A 24,328-nucleotide genomic window follows, 5' to 3' on the forward strand; every position below is an offset into this window, starting at 1 on the left:
GATTTGACAAATTTGTCCAATCACGCTGACAAAGACAAATTCGACTAGGGACAAACTATATGGCGCGCGACACGACTGATGAAACAGCACTGACTGGTGTTGAAGAACTCGCAGCCTATCTCGCCGAAGGTAGCAAGCCAAAAGATGCTTGGCGCATCGGCACCGAGCATGAAAAATTTCCGTTCTATGTCGCGGATAACAGCCCTGTTCCCTATGATGGACCGCGCGGTATCAAAGCCATTCTCGAAGGCATGAAAGCCAAGCTTGGCTGGGAGCCGATTATCGATGAAGGCAATATTATCGGCCTCGTTGAACCAACCGGACAGGGTGCGATTTCGCTCGAACCGGGTGGTCAGTTTGAACTCTCCGGCGCACCGCTTTCGTCCATTCATCAGACATGCCGCGAAGTGAATGCACATCTTTCGCAGGTTCGAGAGATTGCCGAACCACTCGGCATTCGCTTCCTCGGCCTTGGCGGCAGCCCGAAATGGACGCTGGCAGAAACGCCGGTTATGCCAAAGTCGCGTTATAAGATCATGAGCAACTACATGCCGAAAGTCGGGCATGAAGGTCTCGACATGATGTACCGCACATCAACCGTTCAGGTTAATCTCGACTTCAGCTCCGAAACCGACATGCGCCGCAAGATGCAGGTTTCGATGAAGTTGCAGTCAATTGCGACAGCACTGTTTGCAAGCTCACCTTTCACCGAAGGCAAGCCAAACGGCCTTCAATCATGGCGTTCGGACATCTGGCGCGACACCGACAACCAACGTTCAGGCGTGCTGCCATTTGTTTTCTCGGAAAACTTCGGCTTCATTGATTATGTCGAATGGGCGCTCGACGTTCCGATGTATTTCATCCTGCGTGACGGTCGCTATCACGATTGCACGCATGTCACCTTCCGCCAGTTTATGAATGGCGCTTTGAAGGGTGAAGTGAGCGATCCGGTGCCGAATATGGGCGACTGGACCAATCATCTTTCCACTCTGTTCCCGGAAGTTCGTCTTAAGCGCTTCCTCGAAATGCGTGGTGCCGATGGTGGCCCATGGCGTCGAATCTGCGCCCTGCCTGCTTATTGGGTTGGTCTGCTTTATGATGCTGAAGCGCTCGATGCAGCAGAAGACCTGACGAAAGACTGGACCTATGAAGAGGTTCTGGCGCTGCGCAATGACGTGCCTGCAAAGGCGCTCAATGCTACGTTCCGCGGCAAGCCAGTGGCACAAATTGCACGCAAGACACTGGAAATTTCGCGTCTTGGCCTTCTCAACCGCAAACAGTTGAACAGCGACGGCTTTGACGAAACGCATTTCCTGGCACCGCTTGAAGAGATCGTTGCCGCAGGAATAACGGATGCCGAACGCATGCTCAAAGCTTACAACAGCGTCTGGGCCGGTTCGATTGAGCCGATCTTCCTCGAATATGCCTACTAAGCGTTAAAATCGGTCGAGCTTATTTTCGACCGTAACCAGCGATGCGCCGGGTCACTTTCCCGGCGCTTATGCCATATCTGCACAAAAGGTATCGGCGGCAGTTTCACCGGCACTGGCATCACGATGAGATTGTCATCCGGCGGCAGATTTTTCAAACCACCGCGCGCGATCGTCAAAATCAGGTCAGTGCCTGCAATCAGGTGCGGCGCGACACCCCAATGCGGCACGACCACTGCGATGTGCCGCGTCTGGCCTTCAAGTTTCAAGCTCTCCTCAATCTCGGTCGTCGCATCGCCCCGCACTGCCACAAGCGCGTGCGGGCGCGAGAAATAGATTTCCGCATCAAATGCCCGCCCTTCAAGGCTGCGTTTATCAAGAAGACAGACATATTCGTCCTGCATGATGATATCGGCGGCAATCTGCGCTGGCAGATGCGGAAACACACCAAAACCCAAATCAATCTCGCCATCCAGAACACGCGCAATCATGCCTTCGCGGCTGAACTGGCTGATCGCAAGATCAATCCCCGGTGCGTCTTTTCGCAATTCACGCACCAACCCCGGCAACACAATGCCGCCGCCATAGTCCGACATCGACAGATGAAAGCGATGCTGCGTAGTCGCCGGATCAAAACCTTGCGGCCCCAGCACAGCGCGCACGCCTGATAGTGCTTCCGTCAGCGGCTTTGCAATTTCCATGGCCTTAATGGATGGCACGAGACCAGCGCCTTCCCGGATGAGAAGTGGATCATCCAGTAACTCACGCAGACGTGCTAAGGCATGACTGACTGCGGGCTGGCTCATATTGAGGCGAACGGCTGCGCGCGAGACATGGCGCTCTGTCAGAAGCACATCCAGAATGACCAACAGATTGAGATCGACATTCCGTAAATTATTCATCTGCTGCATAATTGATCCAACAATCTGAATTTCACATTCATTTCATCTATAACTAGATTTGAGCCGAAACAACACAGGAAAGGCCACTCACATGCAGGCTCAGGGATCACTTACATTCTTAATCGCCGCCCTTATCGCGGGTGCTGTTGTGCCATTTCAGGCAGGGGCGAATGCCGCATTGGGCCGCGCACTAGGTCATCCATTATGGGCGACTGTCGTTTCGCTGATCGTCAGCATCATTTGCGTGCTGCCGGTTTTGCTGGCGATGAAAACCTCGTTGCCCACATTGACTGGTCTTGCAGGGCAGCCGAAGTGGATATGGGTTGGTGGCGTTGCCGGTGTGGTTTACATCACCGCAGCCATTCTGTTTGCACCAAAACTCGGTGCCGCAGGCTTTATGACGGCAGTCATTGCCGGGCAGCTAATCGCTGCGGTGCTGATCGACTATTTTGGCATTATGGGGTTTGTCTCAAGAGAAATCACGCCATCGCGCATAGCTGGTGTTCTGTTGGTAGCTGTGGGCGTTGTCGTCATGCAGGGACCGTCGCTCTGGCGAAGTGCCGAAACTATCGCTACGGCAACAGGCAATGAATAAACAAAAGGCGCGGAGACCCGCGCCTTTTGTTGTTGGTTAAGCTGAAACCTGCGTTCCTTTGCTTGGATCAGGGATCACCACAATTGTGCTGCCATCGCGCACATTGTTATAAAGATCGATCACATCCTGATTGAGCAGGCGAATACAACCAGACGACACTGCCTTACCGATGCTCCATTCTTCAGGAGAACCATGAATACGATAGATCGTGTCGCGGCCATCCTTGTGAATATAAAGCGCACGCGATCCGAGCGGGTTCTTCAGGCCCGGAGGCATACCACCATTGGCAATGCTATAGGGTTGAAGCGCTGGTTGACGAGCGACCATTTCATCCGGTGGTGTCCAGCGCGGCCACTCACGCTTATAGGCGATGATCGCGCGGCCCGCCCACGAAAAGCCATCGCGGCCCACACCAATACCATAGCGCATGGCGCGACCGTTGCCACGGATATGATAGAGATATTTGTTGGGCGTATCGACAATCACGGTGCCAACTTTTTCACTGGTTGGGTAATCGACTTCCTGCCGCCAGAATTTCGGATCGACCTTGGCCACATTCACTGCAGGCAGAGGGAACTGCTCATACGGCATCGCTTCATACATCGGCGGCACGGCACGAACCGGAGCAGGAGCCTTGGCAACTTTAGCCGGCTCCGGCTGCTGTGCTGTCGAAACACAGCCGGAAAGCGCTACAGCACTCGCTCCAATCAGGAAGGCACGGCGACTGGTTAGCCCATGGCCTTGAGAAAACTTAACCGACATTCAAAAACTCTTTCAACTGCATCTTTGTGAGCCACGTGACTCGCTGGGATAACGAAAGAGAAAACCAAACTTAAGCCAGCCTTAAGAGTGTACGGAAAACAGCAGTTTATATAAAATGGCTCAAGATCAATTGCTAAAATAACGAGTTTTGTTCATCGGAACTCGGCGTTCCCGTTCTGCCCGCTTTACCCTTTGAAGGGCGCCCTGAAGCAGTCCCTGCCACAGCGGCAACATCACCATCGCGGAATCGAATCGACAAAGCATCACCATTGCCAACGCTTGCCGCTTGCTTAACCGGCTTGCCTTCCGCATCGAAGACAACCGCAAAACCGCGATCCAGAACACTTTCATATGAAAGCGTTCGCATCAGTCGTTCCAGTTCCTGCCCGCGTCGTTTGGTGCGCTCAATCAATATATTAATCGCCTGATCGCGGCGGCGATCAAGTTGATCCATGGCATTTTTCGCAAGCATTGTCCGCCGCAGCAAAGGTTCTGGCGTCAGCCGATCAGCACGCCTTGCAAAAACTATGCGGCGCTCGCGCAAAAATGCTTCCAGCGCGCGCGGCAAACGCTGATCGAGCAGCTTCATATGACGCTTTTGTTCGTCAAAGCCACGTTGCAGTAAACGTGGCGACAACTGCCGCGCACGGCCTTCAAACTGTACGCGCTTCTTTTGTGTATTCACAAACAGTCCACGCGTTAGGCGCGACGCAGCCTCATCAAAACGACGACGCGGCAGGGCAAGCAGCTGATCGGCCGATGGCAGCGCACGACCAGCAGCGCGGTAGGATTGGCGTTTCTGATCAATAAAACGCGACATGGCCGCAGACAAGCGCGCAGATTGCGCAGCAAGCGTTGCCACCAGATCAGCCTTCACAGGCACCGCCATTTCGGCTGCACCTGTCGGCGTTGGTGCGCGTACATCGGCCGCAAGATCGATCAGTGTCCAGTCTGTCTCATGGCCGACAGCCGAAATAACCGGAATATGTGAAGCCGCAACTGCCCGCACAACGATCTCGTCGTTAAAGCCCCACAGGTCTTCAAGACTGCCACCGCCGCGCGCGACAATCAGCACGTCAGGCCGCGCTATTGTTCCATTTTCGGGCAGCGCGTTAAAACCGTCAACCGCAGCAGCCACTTCAGCACCGCTCGTCTCGCCCTGCACACGCACGGGCCAGACAACCACGTGCAACGGATAACGGTCCGCAATACGATGAATGATGTCGCGGATAACAGCGCCCGTTGGTGACGTAACAACCCCAATCACCCGCGGCATGAACGGTAGAAGCTGCTTTGCAGCCGGATCGAACAGACCTTCAGCACCAAGCCTGCGCTTGCGCTCTTCAAGCAGGGCCATCAGAGCACCGGCACCCGCAGGTTCCATCTGCTCAATCACGATCTGATATTTGGATGAACCGGGATAGGTGGTCAGTTTGCCAGTGGCGATAACCTCCATGCCCTCTTCAGGGCGGAAGCGCAAACGCCCCATCGAGCCGCGCCATATCACGGCCTCAAGCCGCGAGCGGTCATCTTTTAATGCAAAATAAGCGTGTCCCGACGAATGCGGACCACGATAGCCGGAAATTTCGCCGCGCACGCGCACATACGCAAACGTATCTTCGACCGTACGCTTCAGAGCGCCGGAAATCTCAGAAACGCTGTATTCCGCTACATTAGAAGCGGTGCCCTTAGGATCAGAATCGAAACCCATGCTCATCCTGCAATAGGTATCAGTCGAGGATCAGTGGTCAACGGGACAAGACGCCACTCTTTAAGCTTATGCACGTTCAACGCTCACCAGCCCGGTAACAACTCGTTGCTGCGCACGCGACGCGTTCGGACGGATGGGAACGATGCAACTTCCGCAGAGGCAAGAGCTACTGGTGCGGGTGAAGAAATATTATCAAGACTTTCAATAATATGCTGCGCCAATGCATCCACAATTGCGTTCTGCTTGGTGTGTCCGCGCATGATGCCGATGCCAAATTCCGGCAAAGCGCCAAAGCCATCAGCCTCGCCCAGCACGCGCATACCGGGACGCAGCGCACATTCGGGCAAAACAGAAACCGCCAAACCCGAAAGAACCGCCGCCGCCAGAACGGTCGCCGACCAGCTCGTGATGATAATGCGATAATCACGGTTTGCCTGTTCAAGCACATCAATCGCGGCATGGCGCCAGATGCATGTGGGCCGCCCCACCGCCAGCGGCAACATCGCCTCTTCATGCACTGCATGCGTGGCCGACGTCACCCACAAAAGCGGCTCCGTTCGCACCACTTCAGACCGGCGCTTATCATCGCATTGCGTAACCAGCGCGATATCGAGCGTTCCGCGACGGATCATATCATCCAGATTAACCGTAGGCTCGCAAACCACAGACAGCTCAACACGTGGGTTTGAGCGCGCAAATCGCGCCATGATTTCCGGCAAAAACCGATCCGCATAATCATCCGGCGTACCAATGCGCACATGACCTTCGAGTTGCGTATCATCAAAGGCCGCTATGGTTTCACCATTTAGCATAAGCATGCGGCGCGCATAGAGCAGCAGCCGCTCGCCATCTTCGGTCAGGCGATTAATGCGCCCATCCCGCTCAAAAAGTGGCTTTCCAATGCGCTCTTCAAGGCGACGCATCTGCATGGAAACTGCTGATTGCGTTTTGAAAACAGCATCGGCCGCTTTGGTGAAACTACCCGTATCCGCAATAGCAATGAAGGTTTGCAACTGGTCTAGATCTAAAGGCGCGCTCATCGAAACGATCCATCATAATTATTGAACTATTACATTAAAAACATTCGTTGGAACAATCAATTCTATTATTGGATAAAGCTGGCGTCGCAGAGAATGGAGACGCGAAAGCGAATGACCTGACGATAGAAACATTTTGAACAAGCGCGCTTAAAGGAGAGCGGCAATGACAGCGATTAGCAAGACCACCATGACACATTTACCCGAAACCAGCACCTCAACCTCCGTGCTGCGCCAAATGGTGAATTTCGTGTTTGCGTCGGTTATGCGTCGCTGGACGCTTTTCCGAAACCGGCGCCATGTCGTCCACCTCAATCAGCTCGATAGTTACCTGCTTAAGGACATCGGAGTTCATGGTGGCGATATTTATACCGCGATCCATACGCGTACGACGGACGATCCGACCCGCGTCCTGGCCGCACTTGCAGATGCACGCGCACGCGTAGAGGCCACACGTCACATCTGCTGAACGAACATCTGGCGGGCGCCACCTTCACAGCCGGGTACCCTCTCGGCCAGCCTGCCCTTTTGCCCGGCCGCACCTCTGCTGCCGGGCTTTTTTTTATACGTACCCGTCAAGTTGTGCTGCAAATCCGGGGCTTCTGAACAGCAATGAAGAAATAACTGAATTTGCCATATTTTTTTAAAAGAAGGGCTTGCGCTACCCGTTTGAGTTCGCTAGATGGTGGCCACCGACAAATGAAGCATCTAGCTTCTGTCGAAATCGCACTCAGTTAAACTGAACTGAAACGCGACCCTGCTGGGGAATAGGTTAACGGTAGACCCACGGACTCTGACTCCGTTAGTCCTGGTTCGAATCCAGGTTCCCCAGCCATTTATCTTCATAAGATAATTTGTACCTCTGAGTTATAATCTAAAGCTTTATCGGCTTTCGAACTTTCCGTGCCTCGCATCATGTGCTGCCTCATATCTTCGCAGTTCTTTATCGTGTTGTTTCGATACACTCTCAGGCTTGACTAGAAAAACGGCCTCAAGGCCATCTCTGCACCCAGTGTGAATAAAAAGATAAGAAAACCCTTTCGAAAGGTAGCTGGACTAATTCGATCTCGAATGACCTGACCTAACCACATGCCCGCCAAAGCAGGGATTACGGCCATGGCCGAAACCACCAACTTTTCGAAGTCAAAAGCGCCCTGCGCACCGATACCAACAGCCAAAGCAATGGTCGAGACTGTGAAAGACAATCCGAGTGCTTGAACGAGATCGTCCTTAGACAGTCCGAGCGCTTGCAGATAGGGCACCGCTGGTACAACGAAAACACCTGTGCCGCCAGTGATAATGCCAGTTAACGCTCCAACGATTGGTGACATCCATTTTTCCAGAAATGGGGGAACACGGAACTGCCGCGCGAACAGCGTGTAAATCGCATAAATAGCCAGCGCGATTCCTAAAGCGGTCGTCGTAAGCACCGTATTATCACCCGTGATAAATGATGATCCGAGAATAGTACCAGCAATGATCGTAAGCATCATCGGCCATAACCGCCGCAGGATAGAGGTGAAATTTGGCCCAGCGAACAGCTGCCACACATTCGTTATAAACGATGGGACAATTAACAAGGCTGCCGCAGTAAGCGGAGATATTAGAGAACCAAGGACACCCATTGCCACCGTAGGGAGCCCCATGCCAGTTACCCCTTTTACAAGGCCAGCAAAGAAAAATGTCGTCGCAATAGCTGCAATGGTAGGAAAAGTTAAATCTGACATCCAGCTATGATAGCAGCCTTCGCCAATTTCTGAATTCTGAAGTTCCGAGTTCTGCCTTCGGCTAGACCGAAGGCACTTTTGAGATTAGGGTATGTCATGCGCTTCGATTTAACTGATCTCCGACTATTCCTCGCTGTAGTTGATGCCGGCAACATTACTCATGGTGCTTCCGCCGTTGGCCTGTCTCTTCCAGCCGCAAGCGAACGGCTCCGAAATATGGAGATCGAGGGCGAAGTCAAATTGCTTGAGCGCGGAAGACGAGGCGTGGTGCCCACCGAAGCTGGCGAGGCCTTAGCGCATCACGCTCGCACTATTGGCCGAAACCTACTGCAAATGCGTAATGAAATCGGACTGTATGCAAAAGGACTTCGTTCCAGCGTGCGCGTATTTGCAAACACCGCCGCGATTTCAGAAATATTACCTTCCCGTCTGGCTCCCTGGCTTGCGGCACACTCACAAGCCGATGTCGAACTTAGGGAGCGCCAGAGCATGGAGATTGCGAAGAGTATTGCTTCGGGATTTGCAGAGATAGGTATTTTGTCCGACAGCATCGACACCGGCGATCTTCTCGTAAGGCCTTTTGCGATTGACCGTTTAGTGGTCGTCGTTGCGCGCGATAATCCTCTCTTTGAATCTCAACGCGTGCACTTCGCCGACTTGTTGGGCCAGCATTTCATCTGTCTGGCGGAAGGTGCGCTACAAACACACATTGATGACCAGGCCAACAGGCTTGGTACGAAGCTCAAAAAGCGTGTCGCTCTGCGCAACTTCGAGGGGATTTGCCGTATGGCGGGTGAAGGAGTTGGTTTGGGCATAGTACCTGAAACTGCAGCGCGGCGGTTTCGACCAGCAAACCGTATCCGCATCTTGGAACTGCAGGAAGATTGGGCGACGCGGCGACTCTTAGTCTGTGTTCGCAACGAAGAAAAGCTATCTCCAATGGCACTCAACCTGTTCCAGCATCTGGCTTCAAAAACATCGCAGTGAAGGTGACTAGCCATATCACGGCTTGTCTGATTTGGGCGTTTAACTCCCATTACAGGCACAAACAGCAGAGGTATGAACTCGTTCCAAGCGCTATCTATTCTACCCAAGTGAAGCTACTGAACTGGATTACTGCCCATTGGTTTGCATTTCGCAGCTAAGACATTGATTGCATATTTAGGCGCTGAAACTTACACAAAACGCGCTAATGCTGCATTTACAATACGCGTTTATGCGAATCTGCCGCAGGTTCTTCTAGTCCGCGATGAAGTGACGGCCAAGTTTGTTCGCAAAACGAGCTAGTCCCCCAAAAGCTGCCGGTCATCGCCATCACGAGAACGAACGAGTTCTTCCTTAATCTGCCGAAGAATGCGAACAGCACGATTACGATCCGCGTAGGCCACCATATTTGCTAGAATATCGATAGCCGCGAGATATGCATAACGCGTCGATGTTGGCCTAAAAATATTATTCCCCTCCTGAAGATCAACAGCGATCAGCACATCGCAGGCTTTTGCTAAAGGAGAGTGGCTCTGCGTAATTGCGATTGTTGGAATGGATCTCTCACGCAAAAGATTTATACAATGCAAGAGATCCGGATCGCGGCCGGTAATTGAGGAGCCAATAACAACAGTCCCAGGTAAAACTACGGATGAAAGCATAATATTCATACTGTGATCATTTGAAGAATGAATATGGCAGCCAAGCCTAAAAAGGCGATTATGCAGCTCGTTTGCAATCATCGCAGAGTTTCCGCTCGCACCAAAAGCGTGAATGAAGTTGGCATTACGCAATAAATGAGCAGCCCTATCAATCGCATTCAGATCAAGCTGCCGATGTAGCTGAAACAACGCATTCTGAGCTTTGGTAACAATATCCTCGGCAACTTCTTCAACGCTGTTTGTTTGGGTTTCCGGGGTCAAATACCTCAAACCAACATAAGAAATTTTGGCCAGCTGCACCTTAAAATCAGAATAGCCCTGACAGCCTAAATGGCGGCAAAATCGGGTGACTGTCGGAGCAGAAACCTGTGCTTTTTCAGCGAGCTCACTAATGGATGACGTGACAACAAAATCGACATTATCAAGCACAAAAGCAGCGAGCTTCTTCTCGGAGCCTGACAGTTTGTTCTCATCATCACTCAATGCATGAATAATATCCATGTGAAAACACAAACCTTTGTTGTCGGCTACCAATGAAAAATAATTTCACTTTTATGTAAAATATCTGCCATAGTGTCAATAAGATCAGCATTTTCCTGCTATTCAGGAAAATTATATACATCACCACATATAAAGCGCATGAAAGGTTATCGGATGACGTTTCCCTGGCCCGTAGCTGGCACGCGGATCGAAGAGCTACCCACCCCTTTACCAATCATTGATGAAGATCGGCTAACGGCCAACATCACACGGGCCCAGATCTATATCGAACAGAGTGGAAAAACTTTCCGACCACATATCAAGACGCATAAGATCCCAGCTGTTGCCCGTCAGCAAATAGAGGCTGGCGCCCAGGGCATTAATTGCCAGAAGGTAACAGAAGCCGAAATATTTGCAGATGCGGGTTTTGATGACATCCTGATTACCTACAATATTCTTGGCGCTACGAAAATTAGTCGTCTCAAGGCGTTAAATAAAAAAATCGGTGCGCTCAAAGTAACAGCAGATAATGAAACCACTATCAAAGGACTTGCTGACGCTTTCGTGGCTGCTAGGCCATTATCAGTGTTAGTTGAGTGCGATACAGGCGGCAAGCGCTGTGGCGTACAAACGCCTGAAGAAGCTGCAGCATTGGCACAATTAATCAACACTCAACCGGGACTACAGTTTGCAGGAATCCTGACCTACCCCGCCACTGGCGGCGCAAAAGAAGTTGAAAGCTTCATCGTTGAAACTATCAAGCTTCTTGAGGTAGGCGGCTTAGATTGTCCAATTAGATCCAGCGGCGGTTCTCCCGATTTATATTCCGCGCATTTGGTACCATCAGCAACAGAACACCGTGCTGGCACCTATGTTTATAATGATCGCAGCATGGTTCGCGCCGGTCATTGCACAACAGATGATCTGGCAATGCACATTTTAGCAACCGTCGTCTCGCGCCCAGCAAGCAACCGCGCGGTTCTTGATTGTGGCTCAAAAGCACTCACATCCGACCTTCTTGGCTTTAGTGATTTTGGTATTATTGATGGTTTTGAATCTGCACGCATCATCTCTTTGTCAGAAGAACATGCCATAGTCGACCTCACCGATTGCCAGGATGGCTTCCCTGCGATCGGCTCTGTAGTCCGCGTTGTTCCTAACCACACCTGCGTTGTCAGCAATCTATTTGACCAAATGGTTTTCCATCGAAACGGCATCGTCACACGTGTCGAACCTGTTTCAGCGCGCGGAACAGTTTGGTAGCCATAAAGTCACGTCAAACACGAGTATGAAAAAAGGGGCCGCTAAACGCCCTTTTTTTTCATAATATAACTGAGCCTTTCGTACTTCACTCAAATATCTCCAAAATCGGCCCGTTACTAAACCATTATTTTAATTGTTCATTTCAATAAATCCACACATCTACCGGGGACGAACTCTATGAAAACGTGAAAATCAATTTCATACTATTTTCATAGCTCCTAGATTTTTTAGATTAATCGGCCAAAATCGATTGACTTATGTGACGCTTGACGCATTATTAAGAAAATAAATTACAAAAAAGCGGCGGAACATAATAAACGAAATCCAGACCCTTTGATAATTGTCTGAACATCAAGCTTAGCGCTTGTGCAGATAATGTGGGGTTCGGGTTCCTGAGTATGGGCATCACATGCGTATTTTTACAGCCTCTTTGGCGACAGAAACGAATACTTTTTCACCTGTTCCAACTGATATGGATGCGTTCAAAACCGCTTTCTATGCTGGCCCGGGCGAACATCCAGACACGCCTACACTTTGCTCATCTGTTGTGCCAATCCTCCGACGCCGCGGGAAAATTGAAGGTTTTAGTGTCATTGAAGGCACCTCCTGCTGGGCCGAACCCGCCGGGCTTATTCAGCGCAAAACCTATGAGACCCTGCGCGATACTATTTTGGATGAATTGCGTGCCGCATTACCTGTAGATGGTGTGATTTTGGGCCTCCATGGCGCTATGGTCGCACAGGGCTACGACGATCCGGAAGGTGATTTTCTGGCATGTATTCGTGAAATTGTCGGACCGAATGTTCTGATCGCAGCCGAGTTCGACCCGCACAGTCATTTAACGACAAAGCGTATTGCCAACCTTAACATCATGGCAACATTCCTCGAATTTCCGCACACCGATTTCGAGGAACGGGGTGAGCATGTTGTCGATCTCGCTTTGAGAACGCTTAAAGGTGAAATTGAGCCGGTCATATCCACTTTCGATTGCCGGATGATATCCATCTATCCAACAAATCGCGAGCCTATGCGCTCGTTTGTTGATCGTTTGGTGGCTTTGGAAGGCAAGGACAGCGTTCTTTCTATCTCTGTAATTCATGGGTTTATGGCAGGCGATGTGCCAGACATGGGCACGCGTATTGTTGTTGTAACGGACAATGCGAAGACAAAAGGTGATGTTCTTGCGCGCCAGCTCGGACACGAGCTTTACGCAATGCGCAAAACTACGGCTATGCCAATGTTTGATACAGAAGCAGGCCTTGATCACGCTATCTCCGTGCGCAACGCAAATCCTACTCTGCCCGTTGTCATATCCGACATATGGGATAATCCCGGTGGCGGTGTCGCGGGCGATGCAACCCATATTATTCGCCGTATGCTGGAACGTGGTCTCGATAACTTTGGCGTTGCAACATTATGGGACCCCGTCGCCGTTTCTTTCTGTCATGCAGCCGGCGAAGGTGCGGAACTCAATATTCGCATCGGAGGAAAGTCGTCCTGGCAAGGCGGTGAACCTCTTGATCTGCGGGTTACAATAATAAAAGTCATGAACGCTGGATGGCAGAGTTTCCGCAAAAGCCGCGTCAATTTGGGGCGCGTTGCTGTTATCCGCCCTTTAGGAACTGAAATTGACATTATTCTGATTACCAGCCGCTCGCAAACCTATGAGCCCGACATCTTCACCAATCTTGGAATTGATTACAAATCGAAGAATTTCCTTCTGGTTAAATCCACCAATCATTTTCAAGCGGGCTTTCAACCGATCACTTCAGAGATCGTTTATATTGCGGCCCCAACATCCTACCCAACAGATCCGGCAACAACACCATACCGCAAAGCCAGCCTAGAGCTCTGGCCGCGTATCGATGACCCATTGGGACTTGACTAATTATAGCGAAAATAACCGGCACGCCGGTTCAAAAAAAGGGGAGTAAATCATGAAAAAAACTTTGCTATTTGTCGCCGCAGCGGCGGCCCTTGCATGTACCAGTAGCATAGCGATAGCACAGGCATCTGATGGCATTCTCACAATTGCTACCATAGGTGAACCACCTAGCCTCGACGTCATGCAAACGCCAACAGACATCGTCCTGACGATAGATCAGCATATTTTTGAAACGCTTTTTACTTATGATGATCAGTGGAAATCTGTTCCACTACTCGCTGCTGCAATGCCGGAGATTTCAGAGGATGGCCTCACCTACCGCATCGCATTGCGTGAGGGCGTAAAATTCCATGATGGTAGCGACCTGGATTCCAAAGACGTTGTTGCGTCTCTTAAACGCTGGATGGAGATTAACTCTAAAGGCAAACAAGTTGCAGAAGTCGTCGAAAGTGTGACTGAAGATGGAGACCATGCGGTCATCATCAAACTCAAATCGCGCTATGCTCCACTTCTCGCTACACTTTCACAAGCCTCGGTTATCATTCCGTCCGAAACGGTAGAAGATACACTTACCAAGTTTATCGGTACTGGCCCATATGCCCTTAAAGAGCGCAAGCCTGATCAATATACGCAACTCGTGCGCTTTGATGATTACAAGTCTCCAGAAGGAGAGCCAAGCAACTATGCAGGCAAACGTGAAGCAATCGCTAAAGAGCTTCGCTTCGTGCCCGTGCCCGATGCAAACACCCGCGTCGAAGGTCTGATTTCAGGGCAATTCGATTTTGCCGATTCACTGCCTGTAAGCGCCTATCAACGTGTGGAGACCAGCGACAAAGCAAAGCCCGTCATTTTTGAGAATTCCGGCTGGGCTTCTCTCAATATGAATATGAAAGAAGGCGTTCTTGCAAATAAGGAACTGCGGCAGGCCGTGCAAGCTTCACTCAATGCCTCTGACATGATGCTTGCAGCGTTCTCGGATGATCGCTTTTACAGCGTTGACGGCTCTATTTTCCCAAAAGGCTTTTACTGGAATACGGACGCAGGTGTAGTTCGTTATGGAGAAAGTGATCCAGAGACGGCCGCCAAACTGCTCAAAGATGCTGGTTATACAGGCGCCCCTATCCGCTTACTGACAAGCCGTCAGTATGAATTCCACTATAAAATCGGAGAAGTTGCCAAAGCCTATCTTGAGGCCGCTGGCTTCAAAGTGGACTTACAGGTCGTCGACTGGGCTACCCTAACGACCCGTCGTGCGGATCCAACACAATGGGATATTTTCATCACCCATTCCAACTTCCCTGGAGATCCGACAACAATCAACACCATTACGGATTCTTATCCAGGCTGGTACGTTTCTGACCAGAAAACAGCAGCCGTCAAAAACTATATGAATGCCACCACAGACGACGAAAAACTCAAAGCATGGGAGGGAATACAAACCGTCATTTATGACGATGCTCCTCTCTACAAGGTTGGCAATTTTAATGCTCTCTCAGGCGTTGCAAACGGAGTCGAAGGTTATACCCCAACCTATTGGCCCCATTTCTGGAATGTAACTCCTAAGCAGTGAGACATTGAAAATGGAACGGATCGCCTGGGCATTGTTGAACCGATTAGTTGGCATGTTAATCGTGCTGGCTCTCGTCGTAACAGTAGTCTTCATCATTGTTCGTGTAACACCAGGCGATCCGGCTGCAGTCATGTTGGGGTCAGATGCCACCCCACAAGACATAGCCGATCTGCGTGCCAGAATGGGGCTCGATGCACCCATTTTAATACAATATGCCCATTTCATCATGGGCATATTTCAGGGTGATCTCGGGCAATCTATCTTCCTCAATCAGCCTGTTACGACAGCATTGGCATCACGCGCCGAACCCACATTCTTCCTCACCTTATTCTCAATTCTGATAGCAGTCGTCATCGCTCTGCCCGTTGGCATTTTGTCGGCCGTAAAACGCGGTACGATTTTCGATCAGTCAGTCGTTACAATGACCATGGTTGCAGCGAGCATTCCCAGTTTCTGGCTCGGCCTTATCCTGATCCAGACTCTTGCCGTGGGCATGGGGTGGTTCCCTGCTTCGGGTTATGGCGGACCGGATGCGAGTTTTTTCAACAGGTTGCAGCATTTGGTATTGCCAGCACTGGCGCTTGGGATCGTAAACTCAGCACTGATAACCCGCTTCACACGTGCGGCAATGCTTGATGTACTCAGCGACGACTATGTGCGAACCGCTCGCGCTAAGGGGGCTCGTGAACGCAGAGTGATCCTCAAACACGCATTTAAAAACGCGCTTGTTCCAATCATCACCGTTATCGGACTTTCAATCGCCATGTTGGTGGCAGGTGCTGTGGTGACAGAAACAGTTTTTGGTCTTCCGGGCATTGGCAATCTGGTCGTCTCAGCAGTTCTCCGCCGCGATTATCCGGTGATTCAGGGAACTTTGCTTGTCGTGGCTGCGATCTACGTCCTGATCAATTTCGCCGTGGACCTTCTCTATATTCTGGTTGATCCGAGGGTAAAACTTTGACGCTCGCTTCCTTCTCAATGCCATTTATCGATAATCTGCGCCGTCTTTTCGGCAACCGCGCCATTGCGCTGGGTGTAGTCATTCTTCTGGCCGTCATCCTTGCCGCACTTTTAGCACCATGGGTCGCTCCATATGCACCCAACAAACTCTCTATAGTCAACAAGTTGCAAGGCCCCTCATGGTCTCATTTTTTCGGTACAGATGAGTTTGGACGCGATATTTTCTCTCGTGCCATTTACGCGGGACGAGTCTCATTACTTGTAAGTCTCGGTGTCGTCGCAATATCGACCATTCTGGGCATTTTCCTTGGTGTGGCCGCTGGATATTTCCGCAGGCTCGACGCGCCAATCTCACGTCTGCTGGATGCCATGATGTCATTTCCCGATATCCTGCTTGCAATCGCTTTGGTGGCGGCTTTGGGACCATCGCTCACAACCGTTATCATTGCACTTGGCATTACTTATGCCCCGCGGCTCGCACGTATTGTGCGCGGCTCTACTCTTGTTATCCGTGAGATGCCTTATATCGAGGCCGCGATTTCGCTGGGACTACCAACCTGGCAGGTTCTTCTGCGCCACGTTCTGCTCAATCTCGCGTCCCCTATCCTCGTTCAGGCAACTTTCGTGTTTGCATCCGCTATGCTTGCAGAAGCGAGCCTATCCTTCCTTGGTATCGGCGTTTCATCAGACATGCCGACTTGGGGAACAATGCTGGCCGCTGGACGCGAATATATGAACAATGCGCCATGGTTGATGCTGTTTCCGGGTTTGGCGATCATCCTTTCTGTACTTTCACTGCAACTTGTTGGTGACGGGTTACGCGACATGGTTGATCCCCGTCTTGCGAAAGAGAACTGACCATGACCAACATCAATCATAACCAGAAGTCAGTTCTGAGCGTTGAAAATCTGACCACTTCATTCAAGGCCGCAGATGGTTGGCGCGCAGTCATACGTGATATAAATTTTCACGTGGATGCTGGTGAAACCGTTGCCATCGTCGGCGAAAGTGGCTCGGGCAAAAGCGTAACAGCGCTTTCGGCTATGCGATTGTTACAAAAAGACAAATCGCGCATCGAAGGACGTATTCTGCTCGAAGGTCGCGACCTGTTGCAACTGTCAGAAGCCGAAATGCGCTCAGTGCGCGGCGGTTCGATTGGCATGATTTTTCAGGAACCGATGACGTCCCTCAATCCGGTTTTCACAATCGGAAATCAGTTGGCCGAAGCGCTGGTATTGCACCGAAATCTTAGCTGGAAGCAGGCTGAAGCCGAAGCGATACGACTTATGGAGCGCGTGCGCATTCCAGCGGCTCGGACACGATTGAATGAGTATCCGCACAAATTTTCCGGCGGAATGCGCCAGCGCGTCATGATAGCAATGGCGCTTGCTTGCAGGCCAAAGCTCCTGATCGCAGATGAACCAACAACCGCGCTGGACGTAACTATTCAGGCCGAAATCCTGCATCTCATTCGAGAGCTACAGCAGGAAGAGAATATGGCAGTACTTTTTATCACCCACGATATGGGGGTGGTTGCTGAAGTTGCAGACCGCACTGTCGTCATGTTGCGTGGTGATATGGTAGAAACCGGTGCTACCAAAGACATTTTCGCAAAACCAAAAGCTGTTTATACAAAATCGCTTTTAGCGTCCATTCCACGTTTGGGCACAATGGGCGACACAATCGCGCCGAAACGCTTCCCGGAAGTGGACCCTAAAACTGGAGAGGCCAAAGATGGCCGCGTGACCAAGCCAGTTCCATCCAGTCGTGAGCCTATCCTTAAGGCATCCAATATTGTTGTGCGATTTGACCTGCCCAATGGCCGCATTCATGCCGTTGAAAATGTCTCATTTGATTTGCGCCCAGGAGAAACACTGTCACTGGTAGGCGAATCCGGCTGCGGCAAATCCACAACCGGACGCGCCGTTATGCGACTGCTTGAACCCACTTCCGGCAACATCATTATTGATGGTCAGGACGTCACGAAGCTAAATGCTTCATCTTTGCGTAGGATGCGGCGCAATGCACAAATGATCTTTCAAGACCCTTTTGCTTCGCTCAATCCCCGCATTCGTATTGGCGCGGCGATTGCTGAACCAATATTGTCACACGGTCTTATGGACAAGAAGCAAGCGAAGGAAAAAGTTGCTGAACTCCTTGAACAGGTAGGACTTGCAGCTTCGATGGCAACCCGCTTTCCGCATGAGTTTTCAGGCGGGCAGCGTCAGCGCATCTCCATTGCCCGTGCACTGGCGCTTAACCCGAAGTTCATCGTCGCGGATGAGGCCGTTTCAGCACTTGATGTTTCGGTGAAAGCACAGGTTTCCAACCTTCTGTTGGATTTGCAGGAGAAGCACGACCTTGCCTATTTGTTTATTAGTCACGACATGGCGGTTGTTGAGCGGATCAGTCATCGAGTGGCGGTTATGTATCTGGGTGAAATCGTTGAGATCGGTCCGAGAGTATCTATTTTCAATAATCCCCAGCACCCCTATACGCGCCGGCTTATTGATGCCGTTCCTGTTCCTGATCCCCTAGCGCATAAACTGGTGCGCCCTGATCTTGGAGAGGAAATTAAAAGCCCACTCCGACCACTTGATTACGTGACCCCAAAGAAAAGCTATCGTGAAGTTAGTGCCGGACATTTCGTGCAGATAAATGACGAGAACTGCCAAGAAAGCACGGCGGCATGAAATGCGCTCAAGCACCAATTCCAGCCTTCGTTGGCATTGATTGGGGCACCAGCAGTTTTCGTGCTTGGCTTATGAGCGCTTCAGGCGAGGTTATTGCCCAAAGCAAATCTGGCGAGGGTATGTTGCATTGCGCAAAGAGCGGCTTTGCACCAGTATTGGAGTGGCATCTGCGCAAGCTTGGCGCTACAAACGATTTGCCGGTTTTAATCTGTGGTATGGCTGGTTCACGCCAGGGCTGGGTAGAGGCACCTTATCTACCCACTCCGACAACACTTGATCATCTGCATCAAGGTGCCCAAAGAATAGAATGCGACATGAACGTGCAAATTCTGCCAGGTGTTGCGCAGAAAAATGTTCACAATCCAGATGTAATGCGGGGTGAAGAAACTCAAATTCTGGGCGCAATCGATGATAGCTTTACCGGTCTCGTCTGTATTCCTGGCACTCACAGCAAATGGATCAACATCTCCAATGGCATTATCCAGTCGTTTCAAACCTATATGACGGGGGAGCTTTTTTCCCTTCTATCGAGCCAAAGTATTTTGATGCATGCTGTTGAATGCGATGACAATCATATTGTCGATGATGCTGCATTTCTGTCCGGCTTTGAGATTGGGCTAAAAAGCCCCACGAACTTAACTACAAACCTGTTTCGTTTGCGCGCGAGCCAATTGTTAGGCTTTTCACAGCGTAAGGATGGATACCATTGGCTATCAGGTCTGTTGATTGGTGTCGAGTTGGCTGACGCTCTTAAGGACTATCATAAAGATATACCGCTTATCTTGATAGGCGCGGGTCGCCTCGCCACCCTTTACGATAAAGCCCTGCAACATTCTGTCTATCAACTCACAATGATAGATGCAGAAGAGGCATCACGTGAGGGATTGCTTAAAGCTGCCCGTAATCTCTGGAATGTGAAAGAACAATAAAATGTCTCAGCCGAGTGTCAAATGGCCTGCGTTTAAGCGCTCTTTGGTTGCCATTTTACGTGGTGTAGGGCCCAGCGAAGTTGAGGCAATCGGCGAAGTGCTTATTGGTTCGGGTTTCGAGGCTATTGAAGTACCGCTCAACTCGCCCAATGCCCTTTCTTCCATTGAGTGCCTGAGCAAGCGCTTTGGTGCGGATATCCTGATTGGTGCCGGGACGGTTTTGACAGCCGACGACTGTGCCCGGGTAGCAGATGTCGGCGGGCGCCTGATGGTCAGCCCCAATATCGATGCCGATGTGATGCGGATAGCCCAGGCACGCTCGATGGTCACATTGCCGGGTGTCTTCAGTCCGACTGAAGCGCTCAAAGCAATTCAGCTTGGAGCATCGGCATTAAAGTTCTTCCCTGCCTCGGTTCTCGGCCCATCCGGTATTTCTGCGCTAAGCGCAGTCCTTCCTAAAAATATGGTGATCGGCGCTGTTGGTGGAGTCTCCCATCAAAACTTCCGCGACTATATAGCCGTTGGCATTCGTACTTTCGGATTGGGAAGCAGTCTTTATCGGCCCGGACAGAGCACAAAGATAGTTGCGGCGAATGCCATTGAAGCGGTCACAGCCTATGACGAAGCAATTTCTAAAGCCAGTTCAGGAGTATAGATAACATGACTGATAACCGGATAACTCGGTACGAAACTGCAGACAATCAAGCGGGCGGCCAGCCACGCCCTTTCGCCAAAGCCGTACGCGCCGGTGATTTTGTTTATGTTTCAGGTCAAGTACCCACAATGGATGGCGAAGTCGTCGCCGGTAATATTGTGGTGCAAACCGAACAAGTCATCTCAAATATTAAGTCAGCTTTGGCGCTTGCAGATTGCACATTGGCCGATGTGGTTAAAGTGAATGTCTGGCTGGATGACGCTCGCGACTTCTCAAGCTTTAACGCAGTTTTCAAGAAACATTTTCTCGATCATCCACCAGCGCGGTCTACGGTGCAATCGCCGCTTATGGTTGATGCCAAAGTAGAGATGGACGTAATCGCTTACAGCAAGCCCAAAGCCACTTGATGAAATAATAGACTTACATCCTTAGGAAACACAGATAGACCAATTTCGGGAGTGCACAGATAGCAAATCTTCCCTGTGCCCTTCCCTCATTTCCGTCCCTCTTTTACGAGTAGCCAGAGAAAGTATATGCCTCCGATGCTAACAGTCATGATGCCGACGGGAAGCTGTGTTTCGAAGGCGTGCTGAGCGGCATAATCAGCGGCAGCAAGAAGCACACTGCCTGTCAGCGCTGAGGGAATAAGCGCCACACCTGCCGAACGCGTGATCCGACGTGCTATCTGTGGGGCAGCAAGTGCAATAAACGAGATCGGTCCCGCGGCAGCCGTGACAATAGCCGTGAGTGCAACGCCAAGGATCATCAACGCAGCCCTCGTGCGATTGGCATTCACACCAGAGGCGCGCGCTGCATCATCCCCCATTTCGAGTTGTCGCATTGGTCGTGCAAGAAGCATCGTCAAGGGCATGATAATGAGAAGAACAATTGCAACGGGCACCAGCTGATCAAAGCCCAGACCATTGAGCGAACCCGCACCCCAAATAGCCGCTGACATCGCTACATTGAGATCAGCAGCCTTGATCATCCAGCCATTGAAGGCGGATAACATAGCTGAGATACCAATACCCACAATGATCAGCCGGAAGCCTTGCATACCATTGCGCCAAGCCAGCATATAGACAGCGAGCGCTGTAATCACGCCACCTGTCAGCGCTCCCGCGGCAACTTCATAATAGCCGCCAGACAAAAGCAGGATGACGATCAATGCACCTGTATAAGACCCCGCCGCAAAGCCAATGATATCCGGGCTACCAAGCGGATTACGGGTCAGTGATTGGAAGATCGCGCCGCTCATGCCCAGTGCTGCACCCAATAAAATGGCCAGCAGAACACGCGGCAACCGCCACTCGACAACAATCATCCGCACCATATCCTCACCCTCGCCGCGTAAGGCACGCAGCGCATCAGGGATCGGAATTTGGTAACTGCCACTGGTGAGCGATGCGATTGCGACAAGCAAAATCAATGCAATAAGAGCAAATCCAATCAGCAGTCCACGTCGATGCAGGCGAAGGGAAAAGCGGCCTCCAAAGAAGCGAATGACCGCGATATGGCCAGTTCCAACACGCGTTGAAGGTGTTTCTGTCATAGTCCACTCACCTTCCTGCGTCGTGCCAACGCAATGAGCACAGGCGCACCAATGAAGGCCGTCACAATACCCGCTTCGAGCTCTCCTGGGTAAAGCACCAGACGTCCGACAATATCGGCACTGAGTAGCAGGACCGGCGAGAAAATCAGCGTGAAGGCAACAATCCGTCGCTGATCGGGACCAGTAAACCAGCGCACCATATGCGGCACCATCAGACCGACGAAACCAATCGGACCACAAGCAGCAGTTCCAGCACCCGCAAGCAGTGTGACAGCAATCACCACAAGAATACGCGCACGCAGGATGCTGGCTCCCAATGAGCGCGCGAGATCATCACCCAGTGCCACGGCATTGAGCGGTCGCGCGGCCAATAGTCCAATAACGAGACCTGCGAGAATAAACGGAGCAACGCGCGCCACCACATGCATGTCGCGGCCAGCAAGCGAACCAATCGACCACATACGCAGCGCATCAAAGGTTTGCGGGTTAAGCAATGTCATAGCAGAGCCAATGCCGCCCAACACGGCTGAGAGTGCCACGCCAGCCAGAACAAGCCTGATGGGTGTTGCACCTTCTCTTCCGCTGGCACCCAGCGCATAGACAATCAGCGTAATGACAATGGCACCGGCGAAAGCCGCCCAGATATAAGTATCAATCGACTGCCAACCCAAAAGGCCAACGGCCAGCGTGACGAAGAAAGCAGAACCGGCATTGACGCCCAAGATGCCGGGATCGGCCAAAGGATTGCGGGTCGCAGCCTGTATCAATGCACCTGAAACGCCAAAGGCTGCACCGCATAACAGTCCAAGCAAAGTACGTGGCAGGCGATAATCAAGCAGGATAATTTGCTCGGCTGATGATCTGTTCTGACCTGACAAGGCTTGAAGCAGCACATCAGGCGAAAGCATCCGCGTTCCAACAAGAAGGCTGGCAAAACTAAGCGCAACCAATAGACCAAAGCCGCAGAGTAGAAACAGGAAACTGATCCGCATTGTTGGAGCTGAAGCAGTGACGGGTAACCGAACGGGCCTGTCTACTTTCAATGATTGGTCTTTTTGATTATCAATCATTGTGCGGGCCTAATCGAATACCTGCCACCGACCAGACTGGCCATCGCTCTAACCATTTGCGGCTCTTCTATGCATTGCTTGTTCTTCACGCATTCATCAGACTCGTGCCTGTCCTTCAATCCAGTAACCAATCTCATCAATACGCTTCTTCTCAAAGCTGAACGCATTAAGCAAAAACTTGAAGCAGTCGAAAACACAAAGACTTCACCTGCGATATAGAGATAACCTACACCCTAGGGCAAGCATGTAATGTTTCGTGCAAGCCATGGCGGTCCTTCGTAGCGCTGATCTCTATTTTAGAACAATGCTTTTCCCACGAATTGCAAATATTCAGCCGTGGCTTCCTTCGGTCGGGACAAGCGGGACCGTATCTTTCTTTACCTTCTCGCGATGGAAGATAAACAGACCCGCCAAAACGATAATTGCAGCTCCTGCCAATGTTTGCACATCAGGCAACTCATCAAAAAACATCCACCCAAACAGAATAGCCCATAGCAACAAGGTATATTGCAGCGGCGCGAGAATTGAAGCAGGCGCAAGCTTCAGTGCACGCGTTATAAGCAAATGCGCAAGGCACGCAACGATGCCAAGTAAGAGCAAGGCAAGCAACTCACCTGTGTCGAAAGATGTCCAATTACCTATACTCAAGGCACCACCAACGACGAGACATCCTATTGTTTGCCAAGTGACCAGCGTTGTATCGGGCGTCGATCTGAGCACGCGCCCCAGAACCAGTGTCAGGGCAAAGGACAAGCTACCCAATAGACCGAAAACCGAAGGCCAGGAAAGCATGGCTGAGGATGGTCGCAATGCGATGATCACACCGACAAAGCCAATAAATACGGCCAACCACCGTCGCCAACCGATACGTTCACCCAAAAGAAAATGTGAAAGGGCCGCAACGTAAATCGGGCCAGCCATATAAAAGGTCATCACATCTGCCAGCGGAAGGAACGTAACCGCAGCATAAAAAAGGCCAGTATCCGCTGTTGCAAGCACAACACGCGCGAATTGCAGGGATGGCTTTTCTACTTGAAACAGACTTGCAGCTGGCTTTCGCGCAAGCATCGGACCAAGTACAAAGAACGCACCAAACGATCGGATAAGAAGGACCTGACCAACAGAGAAACTTGCGACCAGCCATTTACCCATGGCATCATTGAGCGCGAACATGAAATCGCCAAGCAGCATTAACAGGATGCCAACCAAGACTGCATTTCCGCCCACGGCAAGCACCGTTTTTTTGTTCATAATTAATTGGTGGTCCCGGCCACAAAAACCAGCATTCTTCGCGCACAAATCCGTTGCTGAGCTTGGCCGACTATACTGCTGCATGTTGGAGTATTATTCTGCTTACTCCGCGCATGAAGGCTTTGCAAGATGCTGCTGCAAGTGCACCCTCTTCGTTACTTTTCAAGTCATGCGCACTAGGCTATAGCGCTTCACATAGCGTCGCGAGGT

Annotated in this window: 22 protein-coding genes and 1 tRNA gene; 14 read left to right on the forward strand and 9 right to left on the reverse strand. The window is 51.1% G+C overall.

Translation table 11 applies throughout. The annotated features are described in order from the left end of the window. Positions 1-59 precede the first annotated feature (59 nt). Positions 60-1,433, forward strand: a complete 1,374-nt coding sequence (locus J2782_RS20780) for a glutamate--cysteine ligase (RefSeq protein WP_310015945.1) — start codon at positions 60-62, stop codon at positions 1,431-1,433. Here the strand turns inward: J2782_RS20780 and J2782_RS20785 are convergent. Beyond that, a complete protein-coding gene (locus J2782_RS20785; RefSeq protein ID WP_310015947.1) occupies positions 1,430-2,341 on the reverse strand; it encodes a LysR family transcriptional regulator in 912 nt (303 codons plus the stop codon). The two genes, J2782_RS20780 and J2782_RS20785, sit on opposite strands and share 4 nt — an antisense overlap. Before the next feature lie 82 nt (positions 2,342-2,423). Between J2782_RS20785 and J2782_RS20790 the strand changes: the two genes are divergently transcribed. Further along, complete coding sequence (locus tag J2782_RS20790) at positions 2,424-2,927, forward strand: DMT family transporter (protein ID WP_310015948.1); 504 nt, start codon at positions 2,424-2,426, stop codon at positions 2,925-2,927. A gap of 36 nt (positions 2,928-2,963) precedes the next feature. Here the strand turns inward: J2782_RS20790 and J2782_RS20795 are convergent, their stop codons facing one another. From J2782_RS20795 to J2782_RS20805, 3 genes are all read right to left on the reverse strand, one after another. Next, entirely contained in the window at positions 2,964-3,689 is a 726-nt protein-coding gene (locus J2782_RS20795) for a L,D-transpeptidase (protein WP_310015950.1), read from the reverse strand. Positions 3,690-3,822: 133 nt separating this feature from the next. Next, positions 3,823-5,406 (reverse strand): exodeoxyribonuclease VII large subunit, encoded by a 1,584-nt coding sequence (gene xseA, locus J2782_RS20800; protein ID WP_404989694.1) that lies wholly within the window; start codon positions 5,404-5,406, stop codon positions 3,823-3,825. A gap of 77 nt (positions 5,407-5,483) precedes the next feature. Further along, complete coding sequence (locus tag J2782_RS20805; RefSeq protein ID WP_310015954.1) at positions 5,484-6,440, reverse strand: LysR substrate-binding domain-containing protein; 957 nt, start codon at positions 6,438-6,440, stop codon at positions 5,484-5,486. Positions 6,441-6,603: 163 nt separating this feature from the next. On the opposite strand from J2782_RS20805, the gene J2782_RS20810 reads away from it, so the two are divergent. Both J2782_RS20810 and J2782_RS20815 read left to right on the forward strand, forming a co-directional pair. Continuing rightward, on the forward strand, positions 6,604-6,906 hold the full coding sequence (locus J2782_RS20810) for a DUF1127 domain-containing protein (protein ID WP_310015957.1): 303 nt from the start codon (positions 6,604-6,606) through the stop codon (positions 6,904-6,906). A gap of 292 nt (positions 6,907-7,198) precedes the next feature. Next, positions 7,199-7,272, forward strand: a tRNA-Gln gene (locus J2782_RS20815). A gap of 142 nt (positions 7,273-7,414) precedes the next feature. Here J2782_RS20815 and J2782_RS20820 read toward each other — a convergent pair. Next, the gene (locus J2782_RS20820) at positions 7,415-8,164 is read right to left on the reverse strand and encodes a sulfite exporter TauE/SafE family protein (protein WP_310015958.1); all 750 of its coding nucleotides are present in this window, start codon (positions 8,162-8,164) and stop codon (positions 7,415-7,417) included. Positions 8,165-8,260: 96 nt separating this feature from the next. Here J2782_RS20820 and J2782_RS20825 point away from each other — a divergent pair, with 96 nt between their 5' ends. Further along, positions 8,261-9,151: a LysR family transcriptional regulator gene (locus tag J2782_RS20825; protein WP_310015959.1), complete on the forward strand. Its 891-nt coding sequence runs from the start codon at positions 8,261-8,263 to the stop codon at positions 9,149-9,151. Between the two features lie 296 nt (positions 9,152-9,447). Here the strand turns inward: J2782_RS20825 and J2782_RS20830 are convergent, their stop codons facing one another. After that, on the reverse strand, positions 9,448-10,311 hold the full coding sequence (locus J2782_RS20830) for a MurR/RpiR family transcriptional regulator (RefSeq protein WP_310015960.1): 864 nt from the start codon (positions 10,309-10,311) through the stop codon (positions 9,448-9,450). Positions 10,312-10,464: 153 nt separating this feature from the next. Here J2782_RS20830 and J2782_RS20835 point away from each other — a divergent pair, with 153 nt between their 5' ends. The 9 genes from J2782_RS20835 to J2782_RS20875 all read left to right on the forward strand — a co-directional run bounded on the left by J2782_RS20835 (position 10,465) and on the right by J2782_RS20875 (position 20,652). Next, on the forward strand, positions 10,465-11,553 hold the full coding sequence (locus J2782_RS20835; protein WP_310015961.1) for a D-TA family PLP-dependent enzyme: 1,089 nt from the start codon (positions 10,465-10,467) through the stop codon (positions 11,551-11,553). A gap of 409 nt (positions 11,554-11,962) precedes the next feature. Next, entirely contained in the window at positions 11,963-13,441 is a 1,479-nt protein-coding gene (locus J2782_RS20840; protein ID WP_310015962.1) for a M81 family metallopeptidase, read from the forward strand. Between the two features lie 49 nt (positions 13,442-13,490). Further along, a complete protein-coding gene (locus tag J2782_RS20845; protein ID WP_310015963.1) occupies positions 13,491-15,008 on the forward strand; it encodes an ABC transporter substrate-binding protein in 1,518 nt (505 codons plus the stop codon). Between the two features lie 10 nt (positions 15,009-15,018). Then, positions 15,019-15,969: an ABC transporter permease gene (locus J2782_RS20850; protein ID WP_404989695.1), complete on the forward strand. Its 951-nt coding sequence runs from the start codon at positions 15,019-15,021 to the stop codon at positions 15,967-15,969. Positions 15,970-15,986: 17 nt separating this feature from the next. Continuing rightward, positions 15,987-16,826: an ABC transporter permease gene (locus J2782_RS20855; RefSeq protein WP_310016000.1), complete on the forward strand. Its 840-nt coding sequence runs from the start codon at positions 15,987-15,989 to the stop codon at positions 16,824-16,826. A gap of 2 nt (positions 16,827-16,828) precedes the next feature. Further along, positions 16,829-18,661: an ABC transporter ATP-binding protein gene (locus J2782_RS20860; protein ID WP_310015964.1), complete on the forward strand. Its 1,833-nt coding sequence runs from the start codon at positions 16,829-16,831 to the stop codon at positions 18,659-18,661. Continuing rightward, positions 18,658-19,590: a 2-dehydro-3-deoxygalactonokinase gene (locus J2782_RS20865; RefSeq protein ID WP_310015965.1), complete on the forward strand. Its 933-nt coding sequence runs from the start codon at positions 18,658-18,660 to the stop codon at positions 19,588-19,590. Before J2782_RS20860 ends, J2782_RS20865 begins: the two co-directional genes overlap by 4 nt. Before the next feature lies 1 nt (position 19,591). Continuing rightward, a complete protein-coding gene (locus tag J2782_RS20870; RefSeq protein ID WP_310015966.1) occupies positions 19,592-20,245 on the forward strand; it encodes a 2-dehydro-3-deoxy-6-phosphogalactonate aldolase in 654 nt (217 codons plus the stop codon). Between the two features lie 5 nt (positions 20,246-20,250). After that, positions 20,251-20,652 carry a RidA family protein gene (locus J2782_RS20875; protein ID WP_310015967.1) on the forward strand — a complete coding sequence of 134 codons (402 nt, stop codon included), beginning with the start codon at positions 20,251-20,253 and terminating at the stop codon, positions 20,650-20,652. 86 nt (positions 20,653-20,738) lie between these two features. Here the strand turns inward: J2782_RS20875 and J2782_RS20880 are convergent, their stop codons facing one another. The 3 genes from J2782_RS20880 to J2782_RS20890 form a co-directional block, all read right to left on the reverse strand. Next, entirely contained in the window at positions 20,739-21,797 is a 1,059-nt protein-coding gene (locus J2782_RS20880) for a FecCD family ABC transporter permease (protein ID WP_310015968.1), read from the reverse strand. Further along, positions 21,794-22,867, reverse strand: coding sequence for a FecCD family ABC transporter permease (locus J2782_RS20885; protein ID WP_310015969.1), 1,074 nt, complete (start codon positions 22,865-22,867; stop codon positions 21,794-21,796). The genes J2782_RS20880 and J2782_RS20885 overlap by 4 nt, the downstream gene beginning before the upstream one ends. A 330-nt stretch (positions 22,868-23,197) precedes the next feature. Next, positions 23,198-24,118: a DMT family transporter gene (locus J2782_RS20890; protein ID WP_310015970.1), complete on the reverse strand. Its 921-nt coding sequence runs from the start codon at positions 24,116-24,118 to the stop codon at positions 23,198-23,200. Positions 24,119-24,328: the final 210 nt, after the last annotated feature.

The organism is Brucella pseudogrignonensis (assembly GCF_031454375.1).
Taxonomy (GTDB): Bacteria; Pseudomonadota; Alphaproteobacteria; order Rhizobiales; family Rhizobiaceae; genus Brucella; species Brucella pseudogrignonensis_A.

Excerpts from the sequence above, each read along its gene's own strand:
- J2782_RS20885 (WP_310015969.1), bottom strand. The coding sequence starts at position 22,867 with ATGATTGATAATCAAAAAGACCAATCATTGAAAGTAGACAGGCCCGTT.
- J2782_RS20870 (WP_310015966.1), top strand. The coding sequence starts at position 19,592 with ATGTCTCAGCCGAGTGTCAAATGGCCTGCGTTTAAGCGCTCTTTGGTT.
- J2782_RS20790 (WP_310015948.1), top strand. The coding sequence starts at position 2,424 with ATGCAGGCTCAGGGATCACTTACATTCTTAATCGCCGCCCTTATCGCG.
- J2782_RS20850 (WP_404989695.1), top strand. The coding sequence starts at position 15,019 with ATGGAACGGATCGCCTGGGCATTGTTGAACCGATTAGTTGGCATGTTA.
- J2782_RS20845 (WP_310015963.1), top strand. The coding sequence starts at position 13,491 with ATGAAAAAAACTTTGCTATTTGTCGCCGCAGCGGCGGCCCTTGCATGT.
- J2782_RS20835 (WP_310015961.1), top strand. The coding sequence starts at position 10,465 with ATGACGTTTCCCTGGCCCGTAGCTGGCACGCGGATCGAAGAGCTACCC.
- J2782_RS20830 (WP_310015960.1), bottom strand. The coding sequence starts at position 10,311 with ATGGATATTATTCATGCATTGAGTGATGATGAGAACAAACTGTCAGGC.
- J2782_RS20820 (WP_310015958.1), bottom strand. The coding sequence starts at position 8,164 with ATGTCAGATTTAACTTTTCCTACCATTGCAGCTATTGCGACGACATTT.
- J2782_RS20875 (WP_310015967.1), top strand. The coding sequence starts at position 20,251 with ATGACTGATAACCGGATAACTCGGTACGAAACTGCAGACAATCAAGCG.
- J2782_RS20785 (WP_310015947.1), bottom strand. The coding sequence starts at position 2,341 with ATGCAGCAGATGAATAATTTACGGAATGTCGATCTCAATCTGTTGGTC.
- J2782_RS20810 (WP_310015957.1), top strand. The coding sequence starts at position 6,604 with ATGACAGCGATTAGCAAGACCACCATGACACATTTACCCGAAACCAGC.
- J2782_RS20860 (WP_310015964.1), top strand. The coding sequence starts at position 16,829 with ATGACCAACATCAATCATAACCAGAAGTCAGTTCTGAGCGTTGAAAAT.
- J2782_RS20795 (WP_310015950.1), bottom strand. The coding sequence starts at position 3,689 with ATGTCGGTTAAGTTTTCTCAAGGCCATGGGCTAACCAGTCGCCGTGCC.
- J2782_RS20880 (WP_310015968.1), bottom strand. The coding sequence starts at position 21,797 with ATGACAGAAACACCTTCAACGCGTGTTGGAACTGGCCATATCGCGGTC.
- J2782_RS20890 (WP_310015970.1), bottom strand. The coding sequence starts at position 24,118 with ATGAACAAAAAAACGGTGCTTGCCGTGGGCGGAAATGCAGTCTTGGTT.
- J2782_RS20805 (WP_310015954.1), bottom strand. The coding sequence starts at position 6,440 with ATGAGCGCGCCTTTAGATCTAGACCAGTTGCAAACCTTCATTGCTATT.
- J2782_RS20840 (WP_310015962.1), top strand. The coding sequence starts at position 11,963 with ATGCGTATTTTTACAGCCTCTTTGGCGACAGAAACGAATACTTTTTCA.
- J2782_RS20865 (WP_310015965.1), top strand. The coding sequence starts at position 18,658 with ATGAAATGCGCTCAAGCACCAATTCCAGCCTTCGTTGGCATTGATTGG.
- J2782_RS20825 (WP_310015959.1), top strand. The coding sequence starts at position 8,261 with ATGCGCTTCGATTTAACTGATCTCCGACTATTCCTCGCTGTAGTTGAT.
- J2782_RS20780 (WP_310015945.1), top strand. The coding sequence starts at position 60 with ATGGCGCGCGACACGACTGATGAAACAGCACTGACTGGTGTTGAAGAA.
- J2782_RS20855 (WP_310016000.1), top strand. The coding sequence starts at position 15,987 with ATGCCATTTATCGATAATCTGCGCCGTCTTTTCGGCAACCGCGCCATT.
- xseA (WP_404989694.1), bottom strand. The coding sequence starts at position 5,406 with ATGAGCATGGGTTTCGATTCTGATCCTAAGGGCACCGCTTCTAATGTA.